Here is a 19,975-nt window from a genome sequence, read left to right as displayed (position 1 = left end):
CGACCCCGTGCCGCAGGAGCAGTGTAGGACTGCGACCCTGACCGTGGCGCGGAATGTCAACCACTTGCGAGCGCGCTCCCGGGGTTCTCAGTCCCGGAGACGACGGAACCCGCCTCCCGGGCGGGAAGGCGGGTCGTGTCGGTGTGCGGCGGCGGAGCCTGATCGGGAGCGGCTCCGGCGCGGAGGGTCAGGCGGCGGGCTCGGCGCGGCGCAGCGGGACGGCGGCGTTGCTCGTCGGCTCGGGCACGATGCGGAGGCCGGCGCCGCTGTTCGCGCGCTCCATGAGGGCCTCGACCCACTCCGGGTTGATCGTGGGCTGGCGGCTGCCCTTGAACTCGAACTGGATCGGGATGGTCGGGTGCATCCACACGCCGCGGCGGCCGGTGCCGGCCTGGGGGCTCGCGTCGAGGGTGAGCAGGAAGCGCTCGTCGCGGCGGAACTTGTTGATGATGACGATCTGGAGGTGGGCGAGGGCGCGGTCCTCGACCTCGATGGCGGCGGGGGGAGTGCCGTACAGGATGTTGCCCATGGTGTGCTCCGATCTGACGTGCGAGTGGCTGACGTCCGTCACTCTATATCGCTAGAAAGACTTCCTACTAGTTGAGCTAGCTACTTACGTCGCGGACTGCGTTTTCTGTCCATCGCCGCCGGTCGCCTCGATTCTCCGACGGACCCGGGGCGCGGCAGAAGTCCCTCGGAGTGAACTCTCGGGGACGCACGGCCACGGCCGCGTGGACGCGCGTCAGGCGCGGCGCTGCTCCAGCACGCCGTCGGCGTACTCGCCGATCGGCTCGCCCGCGAGCTCCTGGGCGGCGTCGACCGTCTCGGAGTCGGCCGGGCGCTCGACGATGTCGCGCATCGTCTGCAGGAAGCGGATGACGGTCCCGGCCTCGGAGGGGTTGAGCGTCTCGGCCGCCTCGAGCATGCGGCGGTGCATCTCGTCGAGCGTCTCGCGCACCTCGCGGTGGGAGGTGGGGGTGGCGACGATGCGGATGGCCCGGCGGTCGCTCGGGTGCGGCTCCCGGACCACGTGCCCGCTCTTGACCAGCCGGTCGATCAGCACGGTCGTGGAGGCGGAGGAGATGCCGAGGTAGGAGGCCAGGTCCTTCGGGCTGACGTGCACGCCCTTCTGCTGGCGGCGCATGAGGAACTGCACGGCCAGCAGGTCGTTCTCGCCCATGCCCATGGATCCGCGGGTCCGGCGGCGCATCGCGGCCTCCGCCGTCCGGAAGGCGCGCATTGCGGCGAGGACCTCCACCGCTCCGGGCTCGGTCGCCTCACCCGAGAACCAGAAGGCCCCGGGTCGCTTCAGCGTGACCTCATCCATGCCGAACAGTCTAGACAGTCTCGTAGCAAGAACATCTAGACAAGCCAACCTCCCCCGAGGTGCTTGCCCGAAAGGGCGGCGACCACTACGAAGGGACTACTAGTTAGACGAGCTAGTGACTCATTCGCGAAGGGAGCTGCCCGTGCTGGACGAACTCGACCGCCTGCAGCTGCTCCCCTCCGACGTCGTGGATCCGCTGGTCGGATCCACCCTGGCCGGTCGCTACCTCGTGCTCGAGCGGGTGGGGGAGGGTGGCAGCGCTGTCGTCTACCGCGCCCGCGACCTCCGCCTCGCCCGCCAGGTCGCGGTCAAGGTCCACCGCGACGTCCCGGACACCCCCAACGAGCGGGCGCGTCGCGAGCGCGAGATCCGCTTCCTGATCGACTCGCGCCATGCCTCCGTGGTGGACGTCCTCGACCAGGGCGAGATCCCCGGCGAGGAGGGCGACCTCGCGTTCCTCGTCCTCGAGTACTTCGACCGCAGCGACCCGGCGGCCGACTGGTTCGCCTCCGGCGACCAGCGACTCATCGCGGAGGTCGGCGCCCAGGTGGCCGATGCTCTCGCGCACCTGCACGCGCAGGGCGTCCTCCACCGCGACGTGAAGCCCGAGAACGTCCTCGTCCGCTCGCGCGCCACCGCATCCGGCTTCTCCGCGCACGAGGCCAAGCTCAGCGACTTCGGGATCGCCCGCTCGGTCGACGACGCCCGGCTCACCCGCTCCGACGTGCTGGTGGGCACCGCCGCGTACCTCAGCCCCGAGAGCCTCGGCTCCGGCCCGGTCGGACCGGAGTCCGACGTCTACTCGCTCGGTCTGGTCCTCCTCGAGGCCGTCTCGGGCCGCAGGGCCTACACCGGCACGACGCTCGAGATCTCGATCCAGCGCCTCCACCACGCGCCCGTCGTCCCGGAGACGGTCCCGGCGGAGTGGCGCGAGCTGCTGACCGCGATGACCGCTCTCGATCCGGCCGACCGCCCCTCCGCCGAGGAGGTGGCACGCCGGCTCTGGGCGCGCCTGGCCGGCGGCCCCGCCGCAGCCCCCTCCCGCAGCGGAGTCACGGGCACGGTCGCCCTCGTCGCCGCGGGCCTGGTCGGCGCGGTGACGGCCCTCTCGCTCACCGGCTGGCTGGGCTGAGCGCCCCGAGCGGTCCTCGTCCGCTCAGGTTCCTCGTGAGCGTGCTCCCGTAGGCTCCGGGCGACCCTCGACCGACCCCGAGCCGCCTCGCCGCGGACCGAACGGAGCCGATCCCATGAGCCCGCGCCGCCTCTTCCGCCTGCTGTCGATCGTCGAGGCGGTGACCTGGACTCTCCTGATCGTGGGGATGCTGCTGAAGTACGCGGCCGGAGCCGGCGACTGGCCGGTGAGCGTCGCCGGGCCGATCCACGGGTTCGCGTTCCTCGCCTACGGAGCCGCGGCCCTGGTGCTCGCGGTGAACCAGCGGTGGTCGGCGGGCGCGACGGCGCTCGCGGTCGTCAGCGCGGTCGTGCCCTATGCGACGGTCCCGCTGGAGCGCGGCTTCGAGCGCCGCGGCCTGCTGGAGGGCCCGTGGCGGACGCACGCCACGGACGACCCGCGCGACCGGCGCGTGACGAGCCGGCTCCTCCGCTGGGCGCTCGCGCGGCCCGTGCTCGCCGGGGCGCTGGTCCTGGCTCTGGTCGCCGTCGTCTTCGCGGCGCTGCTGGTGGTCGGCCCGCCCGGGGGCGGCGAGGCCTGATCCCGCGCGCGGCGTGCCTCAGACGGGGCGCGTCTCCGCGTCGATGAGGATCTCGGCGGCGCGACGCGCGTGCAGGGCGGCCTCCGGGGTTCCGGCGATGGCCGCGGTGGTCTGGGCGCCCTCGGCGAGGATCGCGAGCTGCGCGGCGAGCTCGGCGCCGCCTCCCGCCTCCTCGGCGAGGGTCGCGAGGAAGCGCTGGAACGTCTCCTTGTGGTCGCGCGCCATCTCGGCGACCATCGGGTTCGACGAGCCGAGCTCCCCGAAGGCGTTGATGAAGCCGCAGCCGCGGAACGAGTCCTCGGAGAACCAGTCGAAGAGGAAGTCGTAGATCGCGAGCAGCTTGCCGCGAGGTCCGTCCGCCGCGGCGACCCGGGTGGTCACGCCGAGGGTCCACTGCTCGTGCCGGCCGTGCAGGACGGCGACCACCACCGACTCCTTGCTCGGGAACTCCGAGTAGAGGCGCTTCAGCGAGACGCCCGCGGCCGTGCGGAGCTCGTCCATCCCCACGGACTGGATGCCGCGCTCGTAGTAGAGCCGGTCGGCGGCCGCGAGGATCGCCTCGCGGGGAGGGCGCTCGTCGAGGATCGGGGACATCCCTCCATGGTAGGCGCTACCAGAACGGGCGTTCTCGGTCGGCTGCCGCGCTCTCCGCAGGGGGTCCGGGGATCGGACGCTGCTGCTAGCGTCGCGCTCGGGTGCGCAGGCGCCCGGGGACGGGAGGCGGACGCATGGTCGTCGCGATGCAGGCCGAGGGATTCGACGGGCCGGAGGCGCTGCGCGCCGTCGAGGTCGATCCGGGGGAGCCGACGCCCGGCAGGGTGCGGATCGCGGTGCGCGCCGCGGGCGTGAACCCGGCCGATGCGAAGCTCCTGCGCGGGATGTTCGGGCGCGGTCGGGTGCCGGTCCGGCCGGGCAGCGAGGTCTCCGGAGTCGTGACCGCGGTCGGAGTGGGGGCCGAGGGGCCGCTCGGCCAGATCCGCGTGGGCGACGAGGTCGTGGCGTTCCGGGTCTCCGGCGGCTACTCCGCCGAGCTGGTCGCGCCCGCGAGCGCGGTCCTGCCCAAGCCCGCCGGGCTCGGCTGGGCGGCGGCCGCGGGCCTGCTGCTGGCCGGGACGACCGCCGAGCACCTCGTCGAGGCCACCCGCGTCTCCTCCGGGGACACCGTCCTGGTGCACGGGGCGAGCGGAGCCGTCGGCTCGCTCGCGGTGCAGCTCGCGGTCGCCCGCGGAGCACGGGTGCTGGGCACCACGAGCGAGCGCGGCGAGGAGGTCGTCCGCCGCTTCGGCGCGGAGCCGGTCCGCTACGGCGCCGGGCTGGAGGAGCGCGTGCGCCTCCTGGCCCCCGGCGGCGTCGACGTCGCGCTGGACACGGCGGGCACCGACGAGGCGCTGGACGCCTCGGTGGCTCTGGTCGCCGACCGCTCGCGCATCGCCACCGTCGCCGGCTTCGAGCACGCCGCCCGCCTCGGCGGGATCCTGATGCTCGGCGGCGGACCGGGAGCCGATCCCGGCACCGCGCTCCGCGACGCCGCCCGGCCGGGCCTGCTCGACCGCGCCGGTCGCGGGGAGCTCGAGGTCGTGCTCGGGCCCTCCTTCCCGCTGACCGAGGCGGCCACCGCGCTCGCCCTCGTCGAGTCGGGCCGCGCGCGCGGCAAGACGGTCCTGCTCCCCTGAACGAGACGTCCTCCCTCGACCTGCCGGCCCTCGGGCCCTTCGACTCCGCCGGCGCCGCGAGCCTCCTCCGCAACCACGCCCTCCCCGGAGTGGAGCGGGTCTCGGCCGACGGCCGGCGCCTGGAGCGCCTGCTCGCCCTCGACGGGGCGCCGCGGCCGATCGCGCTCGAGGTGACGGAGACCGGGCTGCGGGTGGAGGCGGAGCCGGACGTGCTGACGCCGGCGGCCGCGGTCGTCCGTGCCTGGTTCGACCTCGACTCCGACGTCGTGGCGATCGGCGCCGAGCTCTCGCGGGACCCGCTGCTCGCCCGCTCCGTCGCGGCCCGACCGGGGCTGCGCGCGACGCAGTACCCGGAGGCGTTCGAGGCGGCGGTGATGGCGGTCCTCGGCCAGCAGGTGTCCGTCGCCGCGGCCCGGACCTTCGGCGGACGGACCGCCGCGGCCTTCGGCGCCCCGGGGGAGCGCGGTCTGCTGGCGTTCCCCGAACCCGCCGCCCTGCTCGCGCCGGAGTTCGAGGCGCTGCGCTCGGCGATCGGGATCACCAACGCCCGGGCGCGGACGGTCCGGGCCGTCGCCGAGGCCTTCGCCGCCGGACCCGTGCTCGACCGCGCGGGCGACCTGCCGGAGCAGCGGCGCGCGCTCCTCGCGATCCCGGGCATCGGGCCGTGGACGGCCGACTACCTCGCGCTCCGGTTCCTCGGCGATCCGGACGCCTTTCCCGCCGGCGACCTGGTGCTGCGGAAGGCGCTCGGCCGGGTGAGCACGGCGGAGGCGGAGGCGGCGTCGCAGGCATGGCGGCCGCACCGGGCGCACGCGGCGTTCCACCTGTGGGCGAGCACCGGGGCGGTCTGAGCGGACGGACGACCCGAGTCGAGAGGCCGCGCCCGGACCGGCGGCCGGGACCGGCCGCCGACGGATCAGGTCAGGTACTCGACGTCGTCGTACAGGATCGGCGCGTCCTCGGCGTCCGGATCCTCGACCGGGACGTCCTCGTGCTCGAGGATGACCGCGACGCCCGGGGAGACCAGCACGCAGACCTCGCGCTCGCCGGCGACCGTGAAGCTCACCATGTCGCCGCGGTTGCGCACGGCCTCGACCAGGCGCTTCTCGAGCTCCTCGGTGTCGAGGGAGACGGCGAGGAGGAAGCGGCGGCCGTCGATGCTGAGCGTGGTGCGCCGCATCGTCGCCTCGGGCTCGGGAGGCGTGCCGCGTCCGCCGCGGCCCGGCGTGACCGCCTTGACCCGCAGCGACGAGGCGTGCATCCGGATGACGGCGTTCACGAGCCCGCCTCCGGGCGCGACTCGTGGTGGCGGCGGCCGCCGGAGCGGCGGTCCTCCTTCATCTCGGACTCGAAGAGGTGGCGGCGTCCGCCTGCGAGCTCGTCGCGCGCGGCGCGCTCCTGCTCCCGGAACGCGGCGTAGTAGGTGTCGTCGTAGTCCTCGACGATCTGGAAGGTCCAGCGCCCCTCGATGACGTTGCGGCCGACGAGCTCGGCCTCGATCCGCTCGGCGGTCGCGGCGTGGCCGGCCTCGCGCAGCGCGTCGACGGCCTCGCCCAGAGCGAGGTCGGCCGCGCCGGTGAGCCGGTGGAAGCCGTAGAGCAGACCGCGGGCGTGCTCGACCGTCTCGAGCGCCTCCGAGAGCTTCCCGAGCGCCGCCACGGTGGCGTCGTCGAGACCCTCCGGGCGCAGGTGCGCGGAGTCGGGGTGGTCGTGTGAGCTGCTCATCCAGGTGAGCTTAGGCCGACCTAAATGCTCTGTGACCCCCTTGCGCCGCCGCCGGGAATGGTTCGTGCCCGGAGCGGCAGGGCGGTCAGGTGCACGTCGCGGAGCACTCCGTCGTCGGCGATGGCCGTCAGGAAGGTGCAGGCCGGCTGGCGCCTCCGATCCGTCGGGGAGCCCGGGTTGAGCAGGCGGAGACCCGCCGGGGAGATGGTGTCCCAGGGGATGTGGCTGTGCCCGAAGACGAGCACGTCGGCACCCGGATGGGCGGCGTCGGCGCGGGTCTCGCGGCCGGTCGCCGCTCCGGTCTCGTGCACCACGCGGACGTCGAGGCCGGCGACGCGGGCGCGCGCGACCTCGGGCAGGCGGGCGCGCAGCGGCTCCGGATCGTTGTTGCCCCACGCGGCCAGCAGGAGCGCCGCCCGCTCCTCCAGCGCGTCCAGCGTCGCCTCGTCGACCCAGTCGCCCGCGTGCACGACCAGGTCGGCCTCGTCGACCGCGCGCCACACCTCGTCCGGGAGGGCCTTCGCCCGCTTCGGGAGGTGCGTGTCGGCGAGCAGGAGGAGGCGGACCGGACCGTCGACCTCGGGTGGAGAGCCGTCGGGGCCGGGCTGGAGCAGGGGCATCAGCGGGCGGGGCCGGGCGTCGGCTCCACTCCGCCGTCGGCGCCGGGCTCGGTCGCGGTGCCGGAGCTGCGGAGGCGGGCGTCGAGCGCCTCGAGGTCGGCGGCGAACCAGAGGTGGTCGCCGCGGTTCGACTCGATGACGAAGGCCTGCAGCGCGCTCGACTCCGCCACCGGCCCGCTGACGTCGCCGAGGATCACCAGCCGCTTGCCGTACGAGACGAACTTCTGCACGAACTCGCCGGCGATGCCGGAGCGCAGGCGGAGGAACTCGGGGTCGAGCCGGCCGACGGGCACCACGATCGTCTCGACGTCGCCGCCGTAGGTCTCGCCGATCAGCGCGATCGCGTCGTCCGGGGTCGAGAGCGCGCCTCCGTCGTCGTCGACGAGCAGGAGGGGGACGCCCTGACGGGTCTCGGTTCTCATCGGGCCAGCCAATCACGTCGGCCGGGGAGAGGCGAGCAGTGCCGTCCGGGCCTCCGCTCGGATCGTCCATTCCTGGGCCGGCCGTGCTCGCGGGGACAGCCGATCGGGCGTCCGGACGGGCGGCCCGCACCGCCGCTACGAGCCCGGCAGCTCGACGCGGCGCTTGAAGCCCACGTGCGAGTCGACGAAGCCCAGGCGCAGGTAGAAGCGGTGGGCGTCGGTGCGGGCGGCGTCCGAGGTCAGCTGGACGAGCGGCGTGCGGAGCTCGATCGCAGCGATGTCCAGCACCCAGCGCATCAGGGCCGTGCCGATCCCGGCCGACCGCTCGGCGCTCGCCACCCGGACCGCTTCGACGAGCAGGCGGGAGCTGCCGCGGCGCGCCATCCCGGGGATCACGGTCAGCTGCAGCGTGCCCACCACGGCTCCGGTGCGGTCGATCGCGACCACGAGATCGTTGCCCGGGTCCTGCGCGATGCTCCGGAAGGCGGACTCGTAGGCGGCCCCGTCCTCCTCGGCGGCGACGTCTCCGCGCCCGGCGCTGATCGGGTCGTCGGAGAGGAGCCGGACGAGCGCGGGGAGGTCGTCGAGCACCGCGCGGCGGAGGAGGAGGCTCCTCTCCTCGGGGCCGGCGTCGCAGGGGAGGGTCAGGTCGGCGATCATGCCCTCATCCTCCCGCGGCCGCTCGCTGCTCCACCCCGCGAGCGGTGGTCGGAGGCGGGCAGGACGCGGCTGAGAGCGGCAGGGGGATCCTGGTGCCCGGTCCGCACGTCCACGCGCCGCGTGCCGCAGCCGGCGCAGCGGACGTACACGACGACGCCCTCGCTGGTCCGGTGGGCCGACTCGGTCGTCCAGCCGTGCTCGTGCGGATCGACGGCGGGGGCGAGCGGCTCGGAGGGGTGCGGGGAGGGTGTGGAGGTGCGCATGGGAGCCACTGTGCTGTCATGGTCTTATGCAGCTCAACCCTTACGGCGAGTACGCGGTCCTGCTCGCCGCCTCCCTCGCGAACGACTGGCCGTCCGACCGCGAGGGCATCGAGGCTCGAACGCGCGAATACGGCATGACGATGGCCTTCGAGTCCGGCCCGGACGACCACGCCCGGACGCGCGACGTGATCGACGAGTGGCTGGAAGTGGTCGACGCGCCGACTCCGAGCGACCGGGCGACGTCGCTGAACCGCCAGATGGCCGCGATCGCCGCGTATCCGCGCCTGACCGACCACGACGACGAGGGCTGGCACCTGCACTACCGCGACCAGGACCAGTCCCTGGCGCACGTCCTCCACGCCGTCATCGCGGTGGGCACGGCGCTGCACCTGACGACCCGGGGGATGAGCCGCCTCCTGCGGTGCGAGGCCGGTCGGGCGCCGGGCGACCACTGCCGGAACGTCGTCGTCGACGTGACGCGGAACGGCCGGCAGCGGTACTGCTCCGTCCGCTGCGCGAACCGGGCCGCGGTCCGGCGGCACCGCCTGCGGCACGCGGAGTGAGTCCGCGCGGCCCCGTCACTCCGCCGCGTCGCCGCCCGGCTTCATCGAGAACGGGGAGTAGTGGTAGCCGTCGAGGTCGTCGAACTGGCGCTGGTACATGAAGGGGTAGTCGTCGGTGTCGCCGATCCGGCCTCCCGCGGCGGCGGCCCGCTCGACGAGCTCGTCGACGGCCGCGCGGCTGTCGAGGTCGAACGAGACGGTCACCTTCGAGGGGGTGCCGGGGGCGCCGATCAGCTCCTCGGTGGCGCCGACGCTCTCGTACATGGCGCGGCTCGCCAGCATGACGGACGTGTCGGGACCGATCGCGAAGCAGGAGACGTCCTCGCGGGACATCTCGGTGTTCAGGGTCCAGCCGAGCGCGGTGTAGAAGGCGGTGGCGCGCTCGACGTCGTCGACCGGGCAGGTGATGAAGAGGCTCATGCGCTCACCCTCGCCATCCGCGGGCGGGCCGTCAAGAGCTCCGCGAGGGAACTCCGGACGGCCCGCCGGGACTCAGCGGAACGACCGCAGCCGCAGGCTGTTCAGCACGACGAAGACGCTCGAGAACGCCATCGCGGCGCCGGCCACGAGCGGCCCCAGGAGTCCGGCCACCGCGAGCGGGATCGCGGCCACGTTGTAGGCGAAGGCCCAGAAGAGGTTGCCCCGGATGACCGCGAGGGTGCGGCGCCCGAGGCGCAGGGCGTCGGGCACCCGGCCGAGGTCGTCGCCGACGAGGGTGATGTCGCTCGCCTCGATCGCCGCGTCCGATCCGGCGCCCATCGCGATCCCCACGTCCGCGGCGGCCAGCGCGGCGGCGTCGTTCACACCGTCGCCGACGAAGGCGACGTGGCGGCCCTCCGCACGGAGGCGCTCGATCACGGCGAGCTTCTCCTCCGGCAGCACCTCGGCGACGACCTCGTCGATGCCGGCGGCCGAGGCGACGGCCTGCGCCGCCCGCGGGTTGTCGCCGGTCAGCACCATCACCCGCAGGCCCCGCTCGCGCAGGGCGCGGACGGTGCGGGACGCCTCCGGCCTCGGCTCGTCGCGGAGGACCGCGAAGCCGCGCAGCGCCCCCTCCCAGCCGACGCCGACGACGGTGCCGCCCTCGGCGGTCGCTCGCTCGGCGCGCTCGGCGAGACCGCCCGGCGCGAAGCCCCACTGCTCCTCCAGCCAGCGCAGCCGGCCGGCGACGACCAGGCGGCCCTCGACCCGGGCGCGCACGCCGAACCCGGCGCTGGAGCGGAATCCGGTCGCCTCGGGGACGTCGAGGTGCGCGGCCCCGGCCACGATCGCTGCGGCGAGCGGATGCTCCGACCCGCGCTCGACGGCGGCGAGCATCCGCAGGCTCTCGTCGTCGCTGGACTCGACGACCTGGAAGGCGCCGGTGGTGAGCGTGCCGGTCTTGTCGAGCACGACCGTGTCGATCCGGCGCCCGGCCTCGAGCACCTCCGGCCCGCGGAGGAGGATCCCGAGCTGGGAGCCGCGGCCGGTGCCGACGAGGACGGCGGTCGGGGTGGCCAGGCCCAGCGCGCACGGGCAGGCGACGACGAGGACGGCGACGGCGGGAGAGACGGCGGCGGCGAGGTCGGCGCCGGCGATCAGCCAGCCGGCGAGGGTGGCCAGGGCGAGCACCACCACGACCGGCACGAAGACGGAGGAGACGCTGTCGGCGAGCCGCTGGACGCGCGCCTTGCCGGCCTGCGCGTCCGAGACGAGGCGGCCCATCCGCGCGAGCGTGGTCTCGGAGCCGACGCGGTCGACGCGGACGGTGAGCAAGCCGTGCGCGTTGAGCACTCCGCCGGTCACGGTCGAGCCCGGGCCGACCTCGACCGGCACGCTCTCGCCGGTGAGCATGCTCGCGTCGATCGCGCTCGAGCCCTCGAGCACGGTGCCGTCGGCGGCGACGGTCTCGCCGGGGCGCACGCGGAGGAGGTCGCCGACGGCGAGCGAGGACGCGGGCACGCGCTCCTCCTGCCCGTCGGCGGCGACGCGCACGGCGTCCTTCGCGCCGAGGCGGAGGAGCGCCCGGAGCGCCGCACCGGCGTCGCGCTTCGACCGCGCCTCCAGGTAGCGGCCGGCCAGCACGAGGACGGGGACGGCGGCGGCGACCTCGAGGTAGATCTCGTCGTGGCCGGAGCGGCTGCCCAGCAGCTCGAACGGCATGCTCATGCCGGGCCGCCCGGCGTCGCCGAGGAACAGAGCCCAGACCGACCAGGCGAAGGAGGCGCTGACACCGAGGCTGATCAGGGTGTCCATGGTGGTGGAGCCGTGCCGCAGCGCCCGCCAGGCGTTGCGGTGGAAGGGGAGCGCGCCCCAGACCGCGACCGGTGAGGCGAGGGCGAGGCACAGCCACTGCCAGTTCGCGAACTGCAGCGGCGGGATCATCGAGAGCAAGACCACCGGCACGGCGAGCAGGGCGGAGACGCGGAGCCGGGTGCGCAGGGCGCGCCGCTCGCGGTCGTCGTCGCTCTGCTCCTCCTGCTCCTCCGCGGGAGCCGCCTCGCCGGTGGAGGGGACCGTCGCGCTGTAGCCCGCGGCCTCGACGGCGGCGATCGCGTCGGCCGGAGTCGTGCCGGGCGGGAGGGTCAGCGTCGCGCGCTCGAGGGCGAGGTTGACGGTCGCGTGGACGCCGGGGAGCGCGTCGAGGCGCTTCTCGACCCGCGCGACGCAGGAGGCGCAGGTCATCCCTCCGATGGCGAGCTCGAGCGGGGTGCCGGTGGTCTCGGCCACGTCAGCTCAGGGGAGCGAGGCGGTAGCCCGCGTCGGCGACGGCGGCGGCGATCTCCTCGCGGCCGAGCGGCCGGGAGGAGCCGACCGTGACGGTCGAGACCCCGTCGGGGGCGAGGGACACGTCGACCGCCGAGACCTCGGGGTAGGCGGCGAGCTCCTCGGTGACGCTGCGGACGCAGTGCTCGCAGGTCATGCCCGCGACGCCGAAGCTCTGCACGGACGCGGCCGACAGGGAGCCCTGCGCCGCGTGGCCGGCGTCGGAGCGGCCGGCGTCGCCGTGGCCGCCGCACGCGCAGGCGCCGCCTCCGCCGCAGCCGCAGCCTCCCGTCGATCCGCTCGCGGTCAGGCCGAGGTCGATCCTGGTGCTCATGGGTCCTCCTGTGTCGTGCATCCGGTCCGATCCGGTCGATCGGCCCGGTGGGCGTCCGGTCGGCACGCCGGTCGCGGCATACCCCCGGGGGGTACTCCATGGTAAGCCCGCCGAGCCCTCTCGGCAAGGCGGGAGGGCGGAGGAGGGATGATCTCAGGGGCGGCTCGGAGCCGCGCGAGGAGGGAGGGGCGCATGGATCCCGCATCGACGCCGTACTGGGGCGAGCCCCCGCCGCGCACGCCGCCGGCGGTCCCGCTGCCCCCGCGCACGCGGTTCGAGCCGACCGCGCTGCTCGCCGCGCCCCTGCCCGCCCCGGCCGCCGTCCGGGCCCGGGTCCGTCAGGCCGCCCCGGAGCGGCAGCGCCGGCTGGCGGCGCTCGCCGCCGTCACCGAGGGGTTCGCCGTCCTGCGCACTCCCGAGCTCGCCCGGGCGCTGCGCCGGATCGCGGCACCCGCCTCCGCCGCTCCGGCCGCCGCCGCCGCGGTGCTGGCCGTCGGCCGCGACGGACTCGAGCTCGCCGCCGAGCGCGCAGACGCCCTGCGCATCGCCGAGTGGGATCGGATCGTGTCGGTGGGCGTCGGCACCTCGCCCTCGGGTGCCCACCGGGTCCGCGCGCTGGTCCTGGCGGTCCTCGCCCCGCCGCCCGCCTCCGCCGTCCTGCGTGCGGCGAGGCGGCGCCCGCGCACCGTCCTCGTGCCCCTGGTCGTCGCCGCCCCGGCCGCCCTCGGCTGGCGCGTGGCCGACGACCGCACGTTCCTCCTCGCTCTCGACCGCCTCCAGCGCGCCCTCGAGGAGCGTGACCGGTGAAGGCGCGGTTCCGCTTCGCCCTCGCGGCCGTCGCCGTGCTCGGCCTGGGCCTGGCGCTGCGGTTCGTGCTCACGGGGCTGCTCGCCGACCTCGCCGGCGGAGTGGCCTACGTCGTGCTGGTGGCGCTGCTGATCGCGGTGCTCCTGCCGCGCATCCCGGGCGTGACGGCTGCCGGGATCGCGCTGGCCTGGTCGATCGCGATGGAGCAGCTGCAGGCGATCGGAGTCGCGGCGCGCCTGGTCGAGCTGTGGGCGCCGCTCCGCCTCGTCGTCGGCACCACCTTCTCCTGGCTCGACATCGCGGCCTACGTCCTCGGCACGGTCGTCGCCGCGGCCGTGCACCTCGCCGTCGCCCCGCGCGAGCAGTCCGCCTGACGGGAGTCCGCGCCCGGCGTCTCCTGTTCGCCCGCCGGCCGGGCTGCCGCGGGGCGTCCCGGCGTCCGCCGAGGCGCCGGCCTCGCCCACCGGACCGCCGAGGTGTTCGTGCGCTCCCCGAGGCGCCGCCGTCCCCGCGGTGCCTCGCCGGCGGACGCGGTGTCTCGCCGCAGGAGCGACGCCGACCGGAGGAGCGACGCCGGCCGCCGGAGCGGCGCGGTCCCTCCGCCCCCGCGCCCCTGATTAGGGTGAAGCCATGAGCGAGCCGGCACTCCCCGAGACGACGGCCCCGCGGGCCTCGGCCCCGCACGACCACCGCCGCGACCGGCGCATCCCCGAGCCCGTCGACCGGTTCGCCACCGGCGAGGAGTACCCCGAGTACCGCGTCGACCTGGAGCGGATCCGCTTCTCGCCCTACTTCGCCCGCCTCTCCGCGGTGACCCAGGTCATCTCGCCCTCGGGCGTCGGCCAGGTCGTGCACAACCGGCTCACGCACTCGATCAAGGTCACCGCGGTCGCCCGCGCGATCGCGATGCAGCTGACCACCACCGATCCCGCCCAGCGCGAGCTGGTCGAGCGGCTCGGCGGCTGCGACCCGGTGGTCGTGCAGGCCGCGGCCAGCGCGCACGACCTCGGCCACCCTCCGTTCGGCCACCTCGGCGAGCAGGCGCTCGACCGCCTCGCGCGCGAGCGGCTGGGGCTCGCGGAGGGCTTCGAGGGCAACGCGCAGTCGTTCCGGATCCTCTCCGAGCTCGACGTCTGCGAGACGGTGGAGGTGGGGCTGAACCTCACCGCCGCCTCCCGAGCCGCCGTGCTCAAGTACCCGTGGGGGCGGACGGTCCACCGCCCCGGCATCGACTCCGCCGACCCGACCGAGCTGCCCCGCGGCTCGACCGCCAGCCGGTGGGAGACCGCACCGCCGAAGTTCTCGGCGTACACGCTCGACCTCGACGACCTGCTCGACGCCCGCTCCGGCTTCGCCGCGATCGCCCCCTGGCAGCAGACCCTCGAGTGCTCGGTGATGGACGTCGCCGACGACATCGCCTACTCGCTGCACGACCTCGACGACTTCTACCGCGCGGGAGTGCTGCAGCAGGCGGCCGTCGCCGTGGAGTTCCGCGCCTTCCTCCGCGAGCAGAACGCGCTCGCCGCCCTCGACGCCGAGGAGCTGTGGGCGCGCGCCCCCGGGCACTCGCTCGAGATGCTCCGCCGGAGGCTCGTGGCCCGTGACCCGTGGATCGCGAGCGACGAGCACTTCCGCGCCTCCGTGGAGCGGGTGTCGACCGAGCTGGTCGAGGGGCTCCTCGCGCTCCCCTTCGACGGATCGACGCGCACCGAGCGCGCGATCGAGGCCTTCGTCTCCTCCTGGATCGGCCGCCTGCAGCGCTCCGTGGTGGTGCTCGCCGAGCCGAACGTCCGCTCGGGCCACCTCTCCCTCCTCCCCGACGCCTGGCACGACGTGGCCGTGCTGAAGTTCGTGCACACCCGCTTCGTGATCGACCGGCCGGACTTCGCCACCTACCAGCGCGGCCAGTCGCAGGTGCTCGAGACGCTGGTGACCCACCTCGACGCCTGGCTGGAGGATCCGCGCGACGGCTCGCGGGCTCCGCAGAAGCTGCTCGACCTGATCGAGCTCGCGACCGACGGCTACTTCCGCCTGCGCGCCGACCACCCCGACTGGCTCCCGGCGGACGAGCGCGGCCGGCCGACCTCCGACCCGGCCGCGCTGCAGCGGCTCGGCCGGGGGCGCGGTGTGGTCGACTACGTCGCGACCCTGACCGACGAGCAGGCGATGGCGCTCGCCGCCCGCCTCCGCGGCGATCGCGAGCCGTGGGCGATGGGGACCTGACGCCCCGGCGGGTGGGTTGACACCGCGCGTCGCGTGTGGCCTCGGCGGCTCCTCGCCCGTCGTTCCGGGGGAGGAGCCCCCGCCCGGCCGCCGAGGACGCGTTCCGCGACCGCCCAGCGGGCGTCCAGGAAGCGCAGCCTGAACGACAGCGTAAAATCACGGAGGCACATGCCAGGATCGACAACTCGACAGGGAGTTCCGTTGGACGGAAACGCAACGACCACGCACCGCAACGTCGCATTGCTGTCCGTCGCGACCACGCTGGCTCCGCGCGTGACCACCTCGGCCGAGATCGAGGCGCGGCTCGCTCCGGCGCTCAAGCGCCTGCGGCTCCCCACCGGGCTCCTCCAGCGCGTCGCCGGAGTGCACGAGCGCCGCAACTGGGGCTCCGAGCAGGGCTTCGACGGAGCGGCGATCGACGCGGGCAAGCGCGCTCTCGCCGAGGCCGGCGTCCGCGCCGACCAGATCGGCCTGATCATCAACACGTCGGTGACCCGCAAGCACCTCGAGCCCTCGGTCGCCGTGCGCCTGCACCACGGGCTCGGCCTGCCCTCGTCGGCCATCAACTTCGACATCGCGAACGCGTGCCTCGGCTTCGTCAACGGCATGACCCTCGCCGCGCAGCTGATCGACTCCGGCCAGATCCGCTACGCGCTCATCATCGACGGCGAGGACGCCGACGAGATCCAGGTCAACACCATCGAGCGCCTGAGCCGCGAGGGCGTCAAGCGCAAGGACTTCATGAGCGAGTTCGCGAGCCTGACTCTCGGCTCCGGCGCCGCGGCGGCCGTCCTCGGCCCGGCCGACGAGCACCCCAAGGGCCACCGCATCCTCGGCGGCATCACCCGCGCGGCCACGCAGTTCAACGAGCTCTGCGTCGGCAGCGTCGACGGCATGTTCACGGACGCGAAGGCGCTGCTCAAGGGCGGCATGGAGCTCGTCCTCTCGGCGTGGAAGGAGGCCACCCGCGACTGGAACTGGAGCGGGATGGACCGCTACATCACGCACCAGGTGTCGGACGTGCACACCGACGCCCTGGTGAAGGCGGTCGGCATCGACCGCAGCCGCGTCCCCACGACCTACCCCACCCTCGGCAACGTCGGCCCGGCGTCGATCCCCATCACCCTGGCCCAGGAGGCCGAGACCCTGCAGCCGGGCAACCGGGTGCTGCTCATCGGAGTGGGCTCGGGCATCAACACCGCGATGCTCGAGATCGCCTGGTGAGCGCGCCCCACCCGGCCGAGCGGATCCGCGGAGCGCTCGGCTCCACGGCCGCGGCGCAGCTGCCCCCGGCCGGGCTCGACGGGCTCGATCCCGCGTGGTCGCGCCTCGTCGACGCTCCGGACGCCCAGGGCGTGCCGCGCCGCTGGCACCTGCTCGACACGGGTGAGGCCCTCGGCACGGAGCCCGTCGGCACCGTCCTCTGCGTGCACGGCAACCCCACCTGGTCCTACCTCTGGCGCCGGCTCGCGGCCGCCACGCTCGAGTCCGCCCGCCGGGGAGGCCCCGCCTGGCGGGTGGTCGCTGTCGACCAGCTCGAGATGGGCTTCTCCGAGCGGACCGGCACCCTGCACACGCTCGCCGACCGCGTGCGCGAGCTCTCCAGCCTCACTGACGTGCTCGGCCTCGACGACGTGGTCACCCTCGGCCACGACTGGGGCGGAGTCGTCTCGCTGGGCTGGGCGGTCGACCACCCGGAGCAGCTGCGCGCCACGATGCTCCTGAACACCGCGATCCACCAGAGCGCCGACGAGCCGATCCCGGCCCCGCTCCGGCTCGCGCTCGCCTCGGGCGTGCTCGGCGCCTCGACGGTCGGCACGCCGGCCTTCCTCGAGACGACCCTCGCGCTGGGGCACCCGGCGCTGCCCTCCGCGGTGAAGGAGGGGTACCGCGCGCCCTACCGGTCCGCGTCGCGCCGCGGCGGAGTGGGCGGCTTCGTCGCCGACATCCCGGTCGACTCCGCGCACCCGAGCGAGCCGGAGCTGCAGCGCATCGCCGAGGGCGTCAGTGCCCTGACGACGCCGGCCCTGATGCTCTGGGGCCCGCTGGACCCGATCTTCTCCGACCGCTACCTCGACGACCTCGTCGACCGCCTCCCGCACGCGCAGGTCCACCGCTACGAGGGGGCGGGCCACCTGGTGGCCGAGGACGTCGACTACTCGTCCGCCGTCCTCACCTGGCTGGGCGACCTCTCCGACGCCGAGGAGCCGTTCGGCGGCGACCCCGCCCCCGACGTCCGCCGCCCGACCGCGCCGGTCGAGCCGCTGTGGGCGCACCTCGACCGCAACGCGCAGGAGGACTCGCTCGCCCTGGTCGAGATGGCGCCTCCCGGAGGCGGCGGGCCCCGCTCGGTCTCGTGGCGCCTGCTCTCGCAGCGGGTCCGCGAGCTCGCCGCCGGGCTCCGCGCCTCCGGCGTTTCCTCGGGCGACCGCGTCTCGCTCCTCGTGCCGCCCGGCGCCGACCTGACGGCGCTGCTCTACGCGTGCCTGCGCATCGGAGCCGTCGTGGTCGTCGCCGACGCGGGCCTGGGCCTGCGCGGTCTCACCCGCGCGGTCCGCGGCGCCTGGCCGGATCTGGTGGTCGGCGCCCTGCCCGGCCTCACCGTCGCGCGGGCCCTCCGCTGGCCCGGCGGCCGGGTCTCGACGCAGACCCTGCCCCGCGCCTCCGCCTCGGCCCTCGGGGTCGACACCTCGCTCGGGCAGCTGATCGAGCTCGGCCGCGCCGAGCTGGCCGCCGACCCGGAGGCGCTGGGCGAGGCGCCCGCCGCCGACGCCGTGGCCGCGATCCTGTTCACCTCCGGCTCGACCGGCCCCGCCAAGGGCGTCGTCTACACGCACCGCCAGCTCGCCGGCGTCCGCGACGCGCTCGCCCGCCAGTACGGGATCGGACCGGGCACCGGCCTCGTCGCGGGCTTCGCGCCGTTCGCCCTGCTCGGTCCCGCGCTGGGCACGCGCTCCGCCACTCCGGACATGGACGTCACCGCGCCCCGGACGCTCACCGCGGCCGCCGTCGCCTCGGCCGCCGCCCGGGTCGACGCGACCGTGCTGTTCCTCTCGCCGGCCGCACTGGCCAACGTCGTGGCCACCGCCGGCGCGCTCGACGCCGACGACCACCGCGCCCTCGCCGGCGTGCGCACCTTCCTCTCGGCCGGGGCCCCCGTCTCGGCGGGACTGCTCGGCGAGGCGCAGGCGCTCATGCCGAACGCCTCCGCCCGCACTCCCTACGGCATGACCGAGGGGCTGCTGCTCACCGACGCGTCGCTGGAGGGCATCCGCGAGGCCGCCGCCGATGACGATCCGCGCGGAGGCGTCTGCGTGGGCGTACCCGCCGCGGGCGTCCGGCTGCGGATCGCCCCGCTCGACGCCGACGGCCGCGCCGCGGACGAGCCGGAGGAGATCACCGGCACGACCGGCGAGATCGTCGTCTCGGCCGGTCACGTCGAGGACCACTACGAGCGCCTCTGGCTCACCGACCGTGCCGCCCGCGTCGGCGCCGTCCCGGGCGAGCGCTGGCACCGCACCGGGGACGTCGGGCGGATCGACTCCGCCGGCCGCCTCTGGGTCGAGGGCCGCATGCCGCACGTCGTCGTCACTCCCGACGGCGTGGTCACGCCGGTCGGACCGGAGCAGCGGATCGAGGCGCGCGTGGCCTCGGTCGCCCGCGCCGCGATCGTCGGAGCCGGCCCGCGCGGAGTCGCGCAGCTGGTCGCCGTGGTCGAGCTGCGCTCGGGGGCGCGCCGCGTGGTGCTGGCCGAGGAGGCCCTCGCCGCCGAGGTGCGCGCGGCCGTCGCCCGGCCCGTCGCCGCGGTTCTCGTCGTCCCGGCGCTGCCCACCGACATCCGCCACAACTCCAAGATCGACCGGGCCGCGCTCTCGCGCTGGGCCGAGGGCGTGCTCGCCGGCGGCCGGATGGTGGCGCCGTGAGGGTCCTGGTCACCGGCGCGAGCGGCCTGCTCGGCGGTGCGGTGGCCGCGGGCCTCGTCGCCCAGGGGCACGAGGTCCGCACCTTCCAGCGTCGGCCCTCCGGGGTCGCGGGCGTCGAGGAGGCGCGGGGCTCGCTGGCGGATCCGCGCGCGGTCGAGGAGGCCGTCGACGCGGCCGAGGGCGTCGTGCACCTCGCCGCGAAGGTCTCGCTCGCCGGCGATCCTGGCGACTTCGACCGCGTGAACATCGACGGCACCCGGCGTCTGCTCGCCGCCGCCGCCCGCGCCGGCGTGAGCCGCTTCGTCCAGATCTCGTCGCCCTCCGTCGCCCACTCCGGCTCCTCGATCACCGGCGACGACGCCGAGCCCGCCGATCCGGACCGGGCCCGCGGCGACTACGCGCGCACCAAGGCCCGCGCCGAGCTGCTGGCCCTCGCTGCCGACGCCCCCGGCTTCGCGGTGGTCGCCGTGCGCCCGCACCTGGTCTGGGGTCCGGGCGACACCCAGCTCGTCGCCCGCATCGTCGAGCGGGCGCGCGCCGGCCGGCTGCCGCTCCTCGGGCACGGCCAGGCGCTGATCGACTCCACCTACATCGACAACGCCGCCTCGGCGATCGTCGCCGCTCTCGGGCGGGCGGAGGAGGTGCACGGCCGCTCCTACGTCGTCACCAACGGCGAGCCGCGCCCGGTCGCCGAGCTGCTCGCCGGGATCTGCCGCGCCTCGGGCGTCGAGCCGCCGCGCTGGTCCGTCCCCGCCTCCGTCGCCCGCGCCACGGGCTCGCTCGTCGAGCGCGTGTGGGCCGTGCGGCCCGGCGCCGACGAGCCGCCGATGACCCGCTTCCTCGCCGAGCAGCTCTCGACCGCGCACTGGTTCGACCAGCGCCGCACGCGCGCCGATCTGCAGTGGAGCCCGTCGGTCACCCTCGACGAGGGACTGGCCCGTCTGTCCGCTGCCCGCTGAGGCGCCGGCTCCCGAGACA

The 19,975-nt window shown here is 75.2% G+C and carries 23 protein-coding genes; 11 read left to right on the top strand and 12 right to left on the bottom strand.

Annotation, left to right across the window (positions count from 1 at the left end; genetic code table 11):
• Positions 1-187: 187 nt before the first annotated feature.
• Both C5C50_RS03245 and C5C50_RS03240 read right to left on the bottom strand, forming a co-directional pair.
• Complete coding sequence (locus C5C50_RS03245; RefSeq protein WP_104224199.1) at positions 188-529, bottom strand: ATP-dependent DNA ligase; 342 nt, start codon at positions 527-529, stop codon at positions 188-190.
• Positions 530-742: 213 nt separating this feature from the next.
• Positions 743-1,327 (bottom strand): MarR family winged helix-turn-helix transcriptional regulator, encoded by a 585-nt coding sequence (locus tag C5C50_RS03240; protein ID WP_104224167.1) that lies wholly within the window; start codon positions 1,325-1,327, stop codon positions 743-745.
• A gap of 142 nt (positions 1,328-1,469) precedes the next feature.
• On the opposite strand from C5C50_RS03240, the gene C5C50_RS03235 reads away from it, so the two are divergent.
• Both C5C50_RS03235 and C5C50_RS03230 read left to right on the top strand, forming a co-directional pair.
• Entirely contained in the window at positions 1,470-2,459 is a 990-nt protein-coding gene (locus C5C50_RS03235; RefSeq protein ID WP_181133880.1) for a serine/threonine-protein kinase, read from the top strand.
• Positions 2,460-2,574: 115 nt separating this feature from the next.
• The gene (locus C5C50_RS03230) at positions 2,575-3,039 is read left to right on the top strand and encodes a DUF3817 domain-containing protein (protein WP_104225947.1); all 465 of its coding nucleotides are present in this window, start codon (positions 2,575-2,577) and stop codon (positions 3,037-3,039) included.
• Between the two features lie 18 nt (positions 3,040-3,057).
• Here the strand turns inward: C5C50_RS03230 and C5C50_RS03225 are convergent, their stop codons facing one another.
• Positions 3,058-3,633: a TetR/AcrR family transcriptional regulator gene (locus tag C5C50_RS03225; protein ID WP_104224170.1), complete on the bottom strand. Its 576-nt coding sequence runs from the start codon at positions 3,631-3,633 to the stop codon at positions 3,058-3,060.
• A gap of 134 nt (positions 3,634-3,767) precedes the next feature.
• Between C5C50_RS03225 and C5C50_RS03220 the strand changes: the two genes are divergently transcribed.
• Entirely contained in the window at positions 3,768-4,712 is a 945-nt protein-coding gene (locus tag C5C50_RS03220) for an NADP-dependent oxidoreductase (protein WP_258067619.1), read from the top strand.
• Positions 4,709-5,563: an AlkA N-terminal domain-containing protein gene (locus C5C50_RS03215; protein WP_308471829.1), complete on the top strand. Its 855-nt coding sequence runs from the start codon at positions 4,709-4,711 to the stop codon at positions 5,561-5,563. Before C5C50_RS03220 ends, C5C50_RS03215 begins: the two co-directional genes overlap by 4 nt.
• Before the next feature lie 65 nt (positions 5,564-5,628).
• Here C5C50_RS03215 and C5C50_RS03210 read toward each other — a convergent pair whose 3' ends face one another.
• From C5C50_RS03210 to C5C50_RS03185, 6 genes are all read right to left on the bottom strand, one after another.
• Positions 5,629-5,991 (bottom strand): hypothetical protein, encoded by a 363-nt coding sequence (locus C5C50_RS03210; protein WP_104224172.1) that lies wholly within the window; start codon positions 5,989-5,991, stop codon positions 5,629-5,631.
• Positions 5,988-6,437: a hypothetical protein gene (locus C5C50_RS03205; protein ID WP_104224173.1), complete on the bottom strand. Its 450-nt coding sequence runs from the start codon at positions 6,435-6,437 to the stop codon at positions 5,988-5,990. The genes C5C50_RS03210 and C5C50_RS03205 overlap by 4 nt, the downstream gene beginning before the upstream one ends.
• Positions 6,438-6,457: 20 nt before the next feature.
• Complete coding sequence (locus C5C50_RS03200) at positions 6,458-7,057, bottom strand: metallophosphoesterase (RefSeq protein ID WP_104272810.1); 600 nt, start codon at positions 7,055-7,057, stop codon at positions 6,458-6,460.
• Positions 7,057-7,479, bottom strand: a complete 423-nt coding sequence (locus C5C50_RS03195) for a DUF4180 domain-containing protein (protein WP_104225944.1) — start codon at positions 7,477-7,479, stop codon at positions 7,057-7,059. The genes C5C50_RS03200 and C5C50_RS03195 overlap by 1 nt, the downstream gene beginning before the upstream one ends.
• 135 nt (positions 7,480-7,614) lie before the next feature.
• Complete coding sequence (locus tag C5C50_RS03190) at positions 7,615-8,139, bottom strand: GNAT family N-acetyltransferase (RefSeq protein WP_104272809.1); 525 nt, start codon at positions 8,137-8,139, stop codon at positions 7,615-7,617.
• On the bottom strand, positions 8,136-8,402 hold the full coding sequence (locus C5C50_RS03185) for a hypothetical protein (protein ID WP_104272808.1): 267 nt from the start codon (positions 8,400-8,402) through the stop codon (positions 8,136-8,138). The genes C5C50_RS03190 and C5C50_RS03185 overlap by 4 nt, the downstream gene beginning before the upstream one ends.
• Positions 8,403-8,428: 26 nt before the next feature.
• On the opposite strand from C5C50_RS03185, the gene C5C50_RS03180 reads away from it, so the two are divergent.
• The gene (locus C5C50_RS03180) at positions 8,429-8,965 is read left to right on the top strand and encodes a CGNR zinc finger domain-containing protein (RefSeq protein ID WP_104262385.1); all 537 of its coding nucleotides are present in this window, start codon (positions 8,429-8,431) and stop codon (positions 8,963-8,965) included.
• A gap of 15 nt (positions 8,966-8,980) precedes the next feature.
• On the opposite strand, the gene C5C50_RS03175 is transcribed toward C5C50_RS03180, so the two are convergent.
• From C5C50_RS03175 to C5C50_RS17225, 3 genes are all read right to left on the bottom strand, one after another.
• The gene (locus C5C50_RS03175; RefSeq protein ID WP_104247008.1) at positions 8,981-9,385 is read right to left on the bottom strand and encodes a VOC family protein; all 405 of its coding nucleotides are present in this window, start codon (positions 9,383-9,385) and stop codon (positions 8,981-8,983) included.
• A gap of 72 nt (positions 9,386-9,457) precedes the next feature.
• Entirely contained in the window at positions 9,458-11,674 is a 2,217-nt protein-coding gene (locus C5C50_RS03170; RefSeq protein ID WP_258067617.1) for a cation-translocating P-type ATPase, read from the bottom strand.
• A gap of 1 nt (position 11,675) precedes the next feature.
• Positions 11,676-12,044, bottom strand: coding sequence for a heavy-metal-associated domain-containing protein (locus C5C50_RS17225; RefSeq protein WP_104224180.1), 369 nt, complete (start codon positions 12,042-12,044; stop codon positions 11,676-11,678).
• Positions 12,045-12,236: 192 nt separating this feature from the next.
• On the opposite strand from C5C50_RS17225, the gene C5C50_RS03160 reads away from it, so the two are divergent.
• The 6 genes from C5C50_RS03160 (at position 12,237) to C5C50_RS03135 (ending at position 19,956) form a co-directional block, all read left to right on the top strand.
• The gene (locus C5C50_RS03160) at positions 12,237-12,851 is read left to right on the top strand and encodes a hypothetical protein (protein ID WP_104272807.1); all 615 of its coding nucleotides are present in this window, start codon (positions 12,237-12,239) and stop codon (positions 12,849-12,851) included.
• Positions 12,848-13,225 (top strand): DUF2809 domain-containing protein, encoded by a 378-nt coding sequence (locus C5C50_RS03155; RefSeq protein ID WP_104272806.1) that lies wholly within the window; start codon positions 12,848-12,850, stop codon positions 13,223-13,225. The genes C5C50_RS03160 and C5C50_RS03155 overlap by 4 nt, the downstream gene beginning before the upstream one ends.
• Before the next feature lie 256 nt (positions 13,226-13,481).
• Positions 13,482-15,074: a deoxyguanosinetriphosphate triphosphohydrolase family protein gene (locus C5C50_RS03150; RefSeq protein ID WP_104233447.1), complete on the top strand. Its 1,593-nt coding sequence runs from the start codon at positions 13,482-13,484 to the stop codon at positions 15,072-15,074.
• A 168-nt stretch (positions 15,075-15,242) separates the two neighbouring features.
• Entirely contained in the window at positions 15,243-16,298 is a 1,056-nt protein-coding gene (locus C5C50_RS03145) for a 3-oxoacyl-ACP synthase III (protein WP_104224183.1), read from the top strand.
• Positions 16,295-18,997: an alpha/beta fold hydrolase gene (locus C5C50_RS03140; RefSeq protein WP_258067616.1), complete on the top strand. Its 2,703-nt coding sequence runs from the start codon at positions 16,295-16,297 to the stop codon at positions 18,995-18,997. The genes C5C50_RS03145 and C5C50_RS03140 overlap by 4 nt, the downstream gene beginning before the upstream one ends.
• Positions 18,994-19,956 (top strand): NAD(P)-dependent oxidoreductase, encoded by a 963-nt coding sequence (locus tag C5C50_RS03135; RefSeq protein ID WP_104272805.1) that lies wholly within the window; start codon positions 18,994-18,996, stop codon positions 19,954-19,956. Before C5C50_RS03140 ends, C5C50_RS03135 begins: the two co-directional genes overlap by 4 nt.
• Positions 19,957-19,975: the final 19 nt, after the last annotated feature.

Source organism: Rathayibacter sp. AY1D9, from assembly GCF_002932395.1.
In the GTDB taxonomy this organism is placed as follows: Bacteria; Actinomycetota; Actinomycetes; order Actinomycetales; family Microbacteriaceae; genus Rathayibacter.
This window is presented reverse-complemented; position numbering and strand designations above follow the sequence as displayed.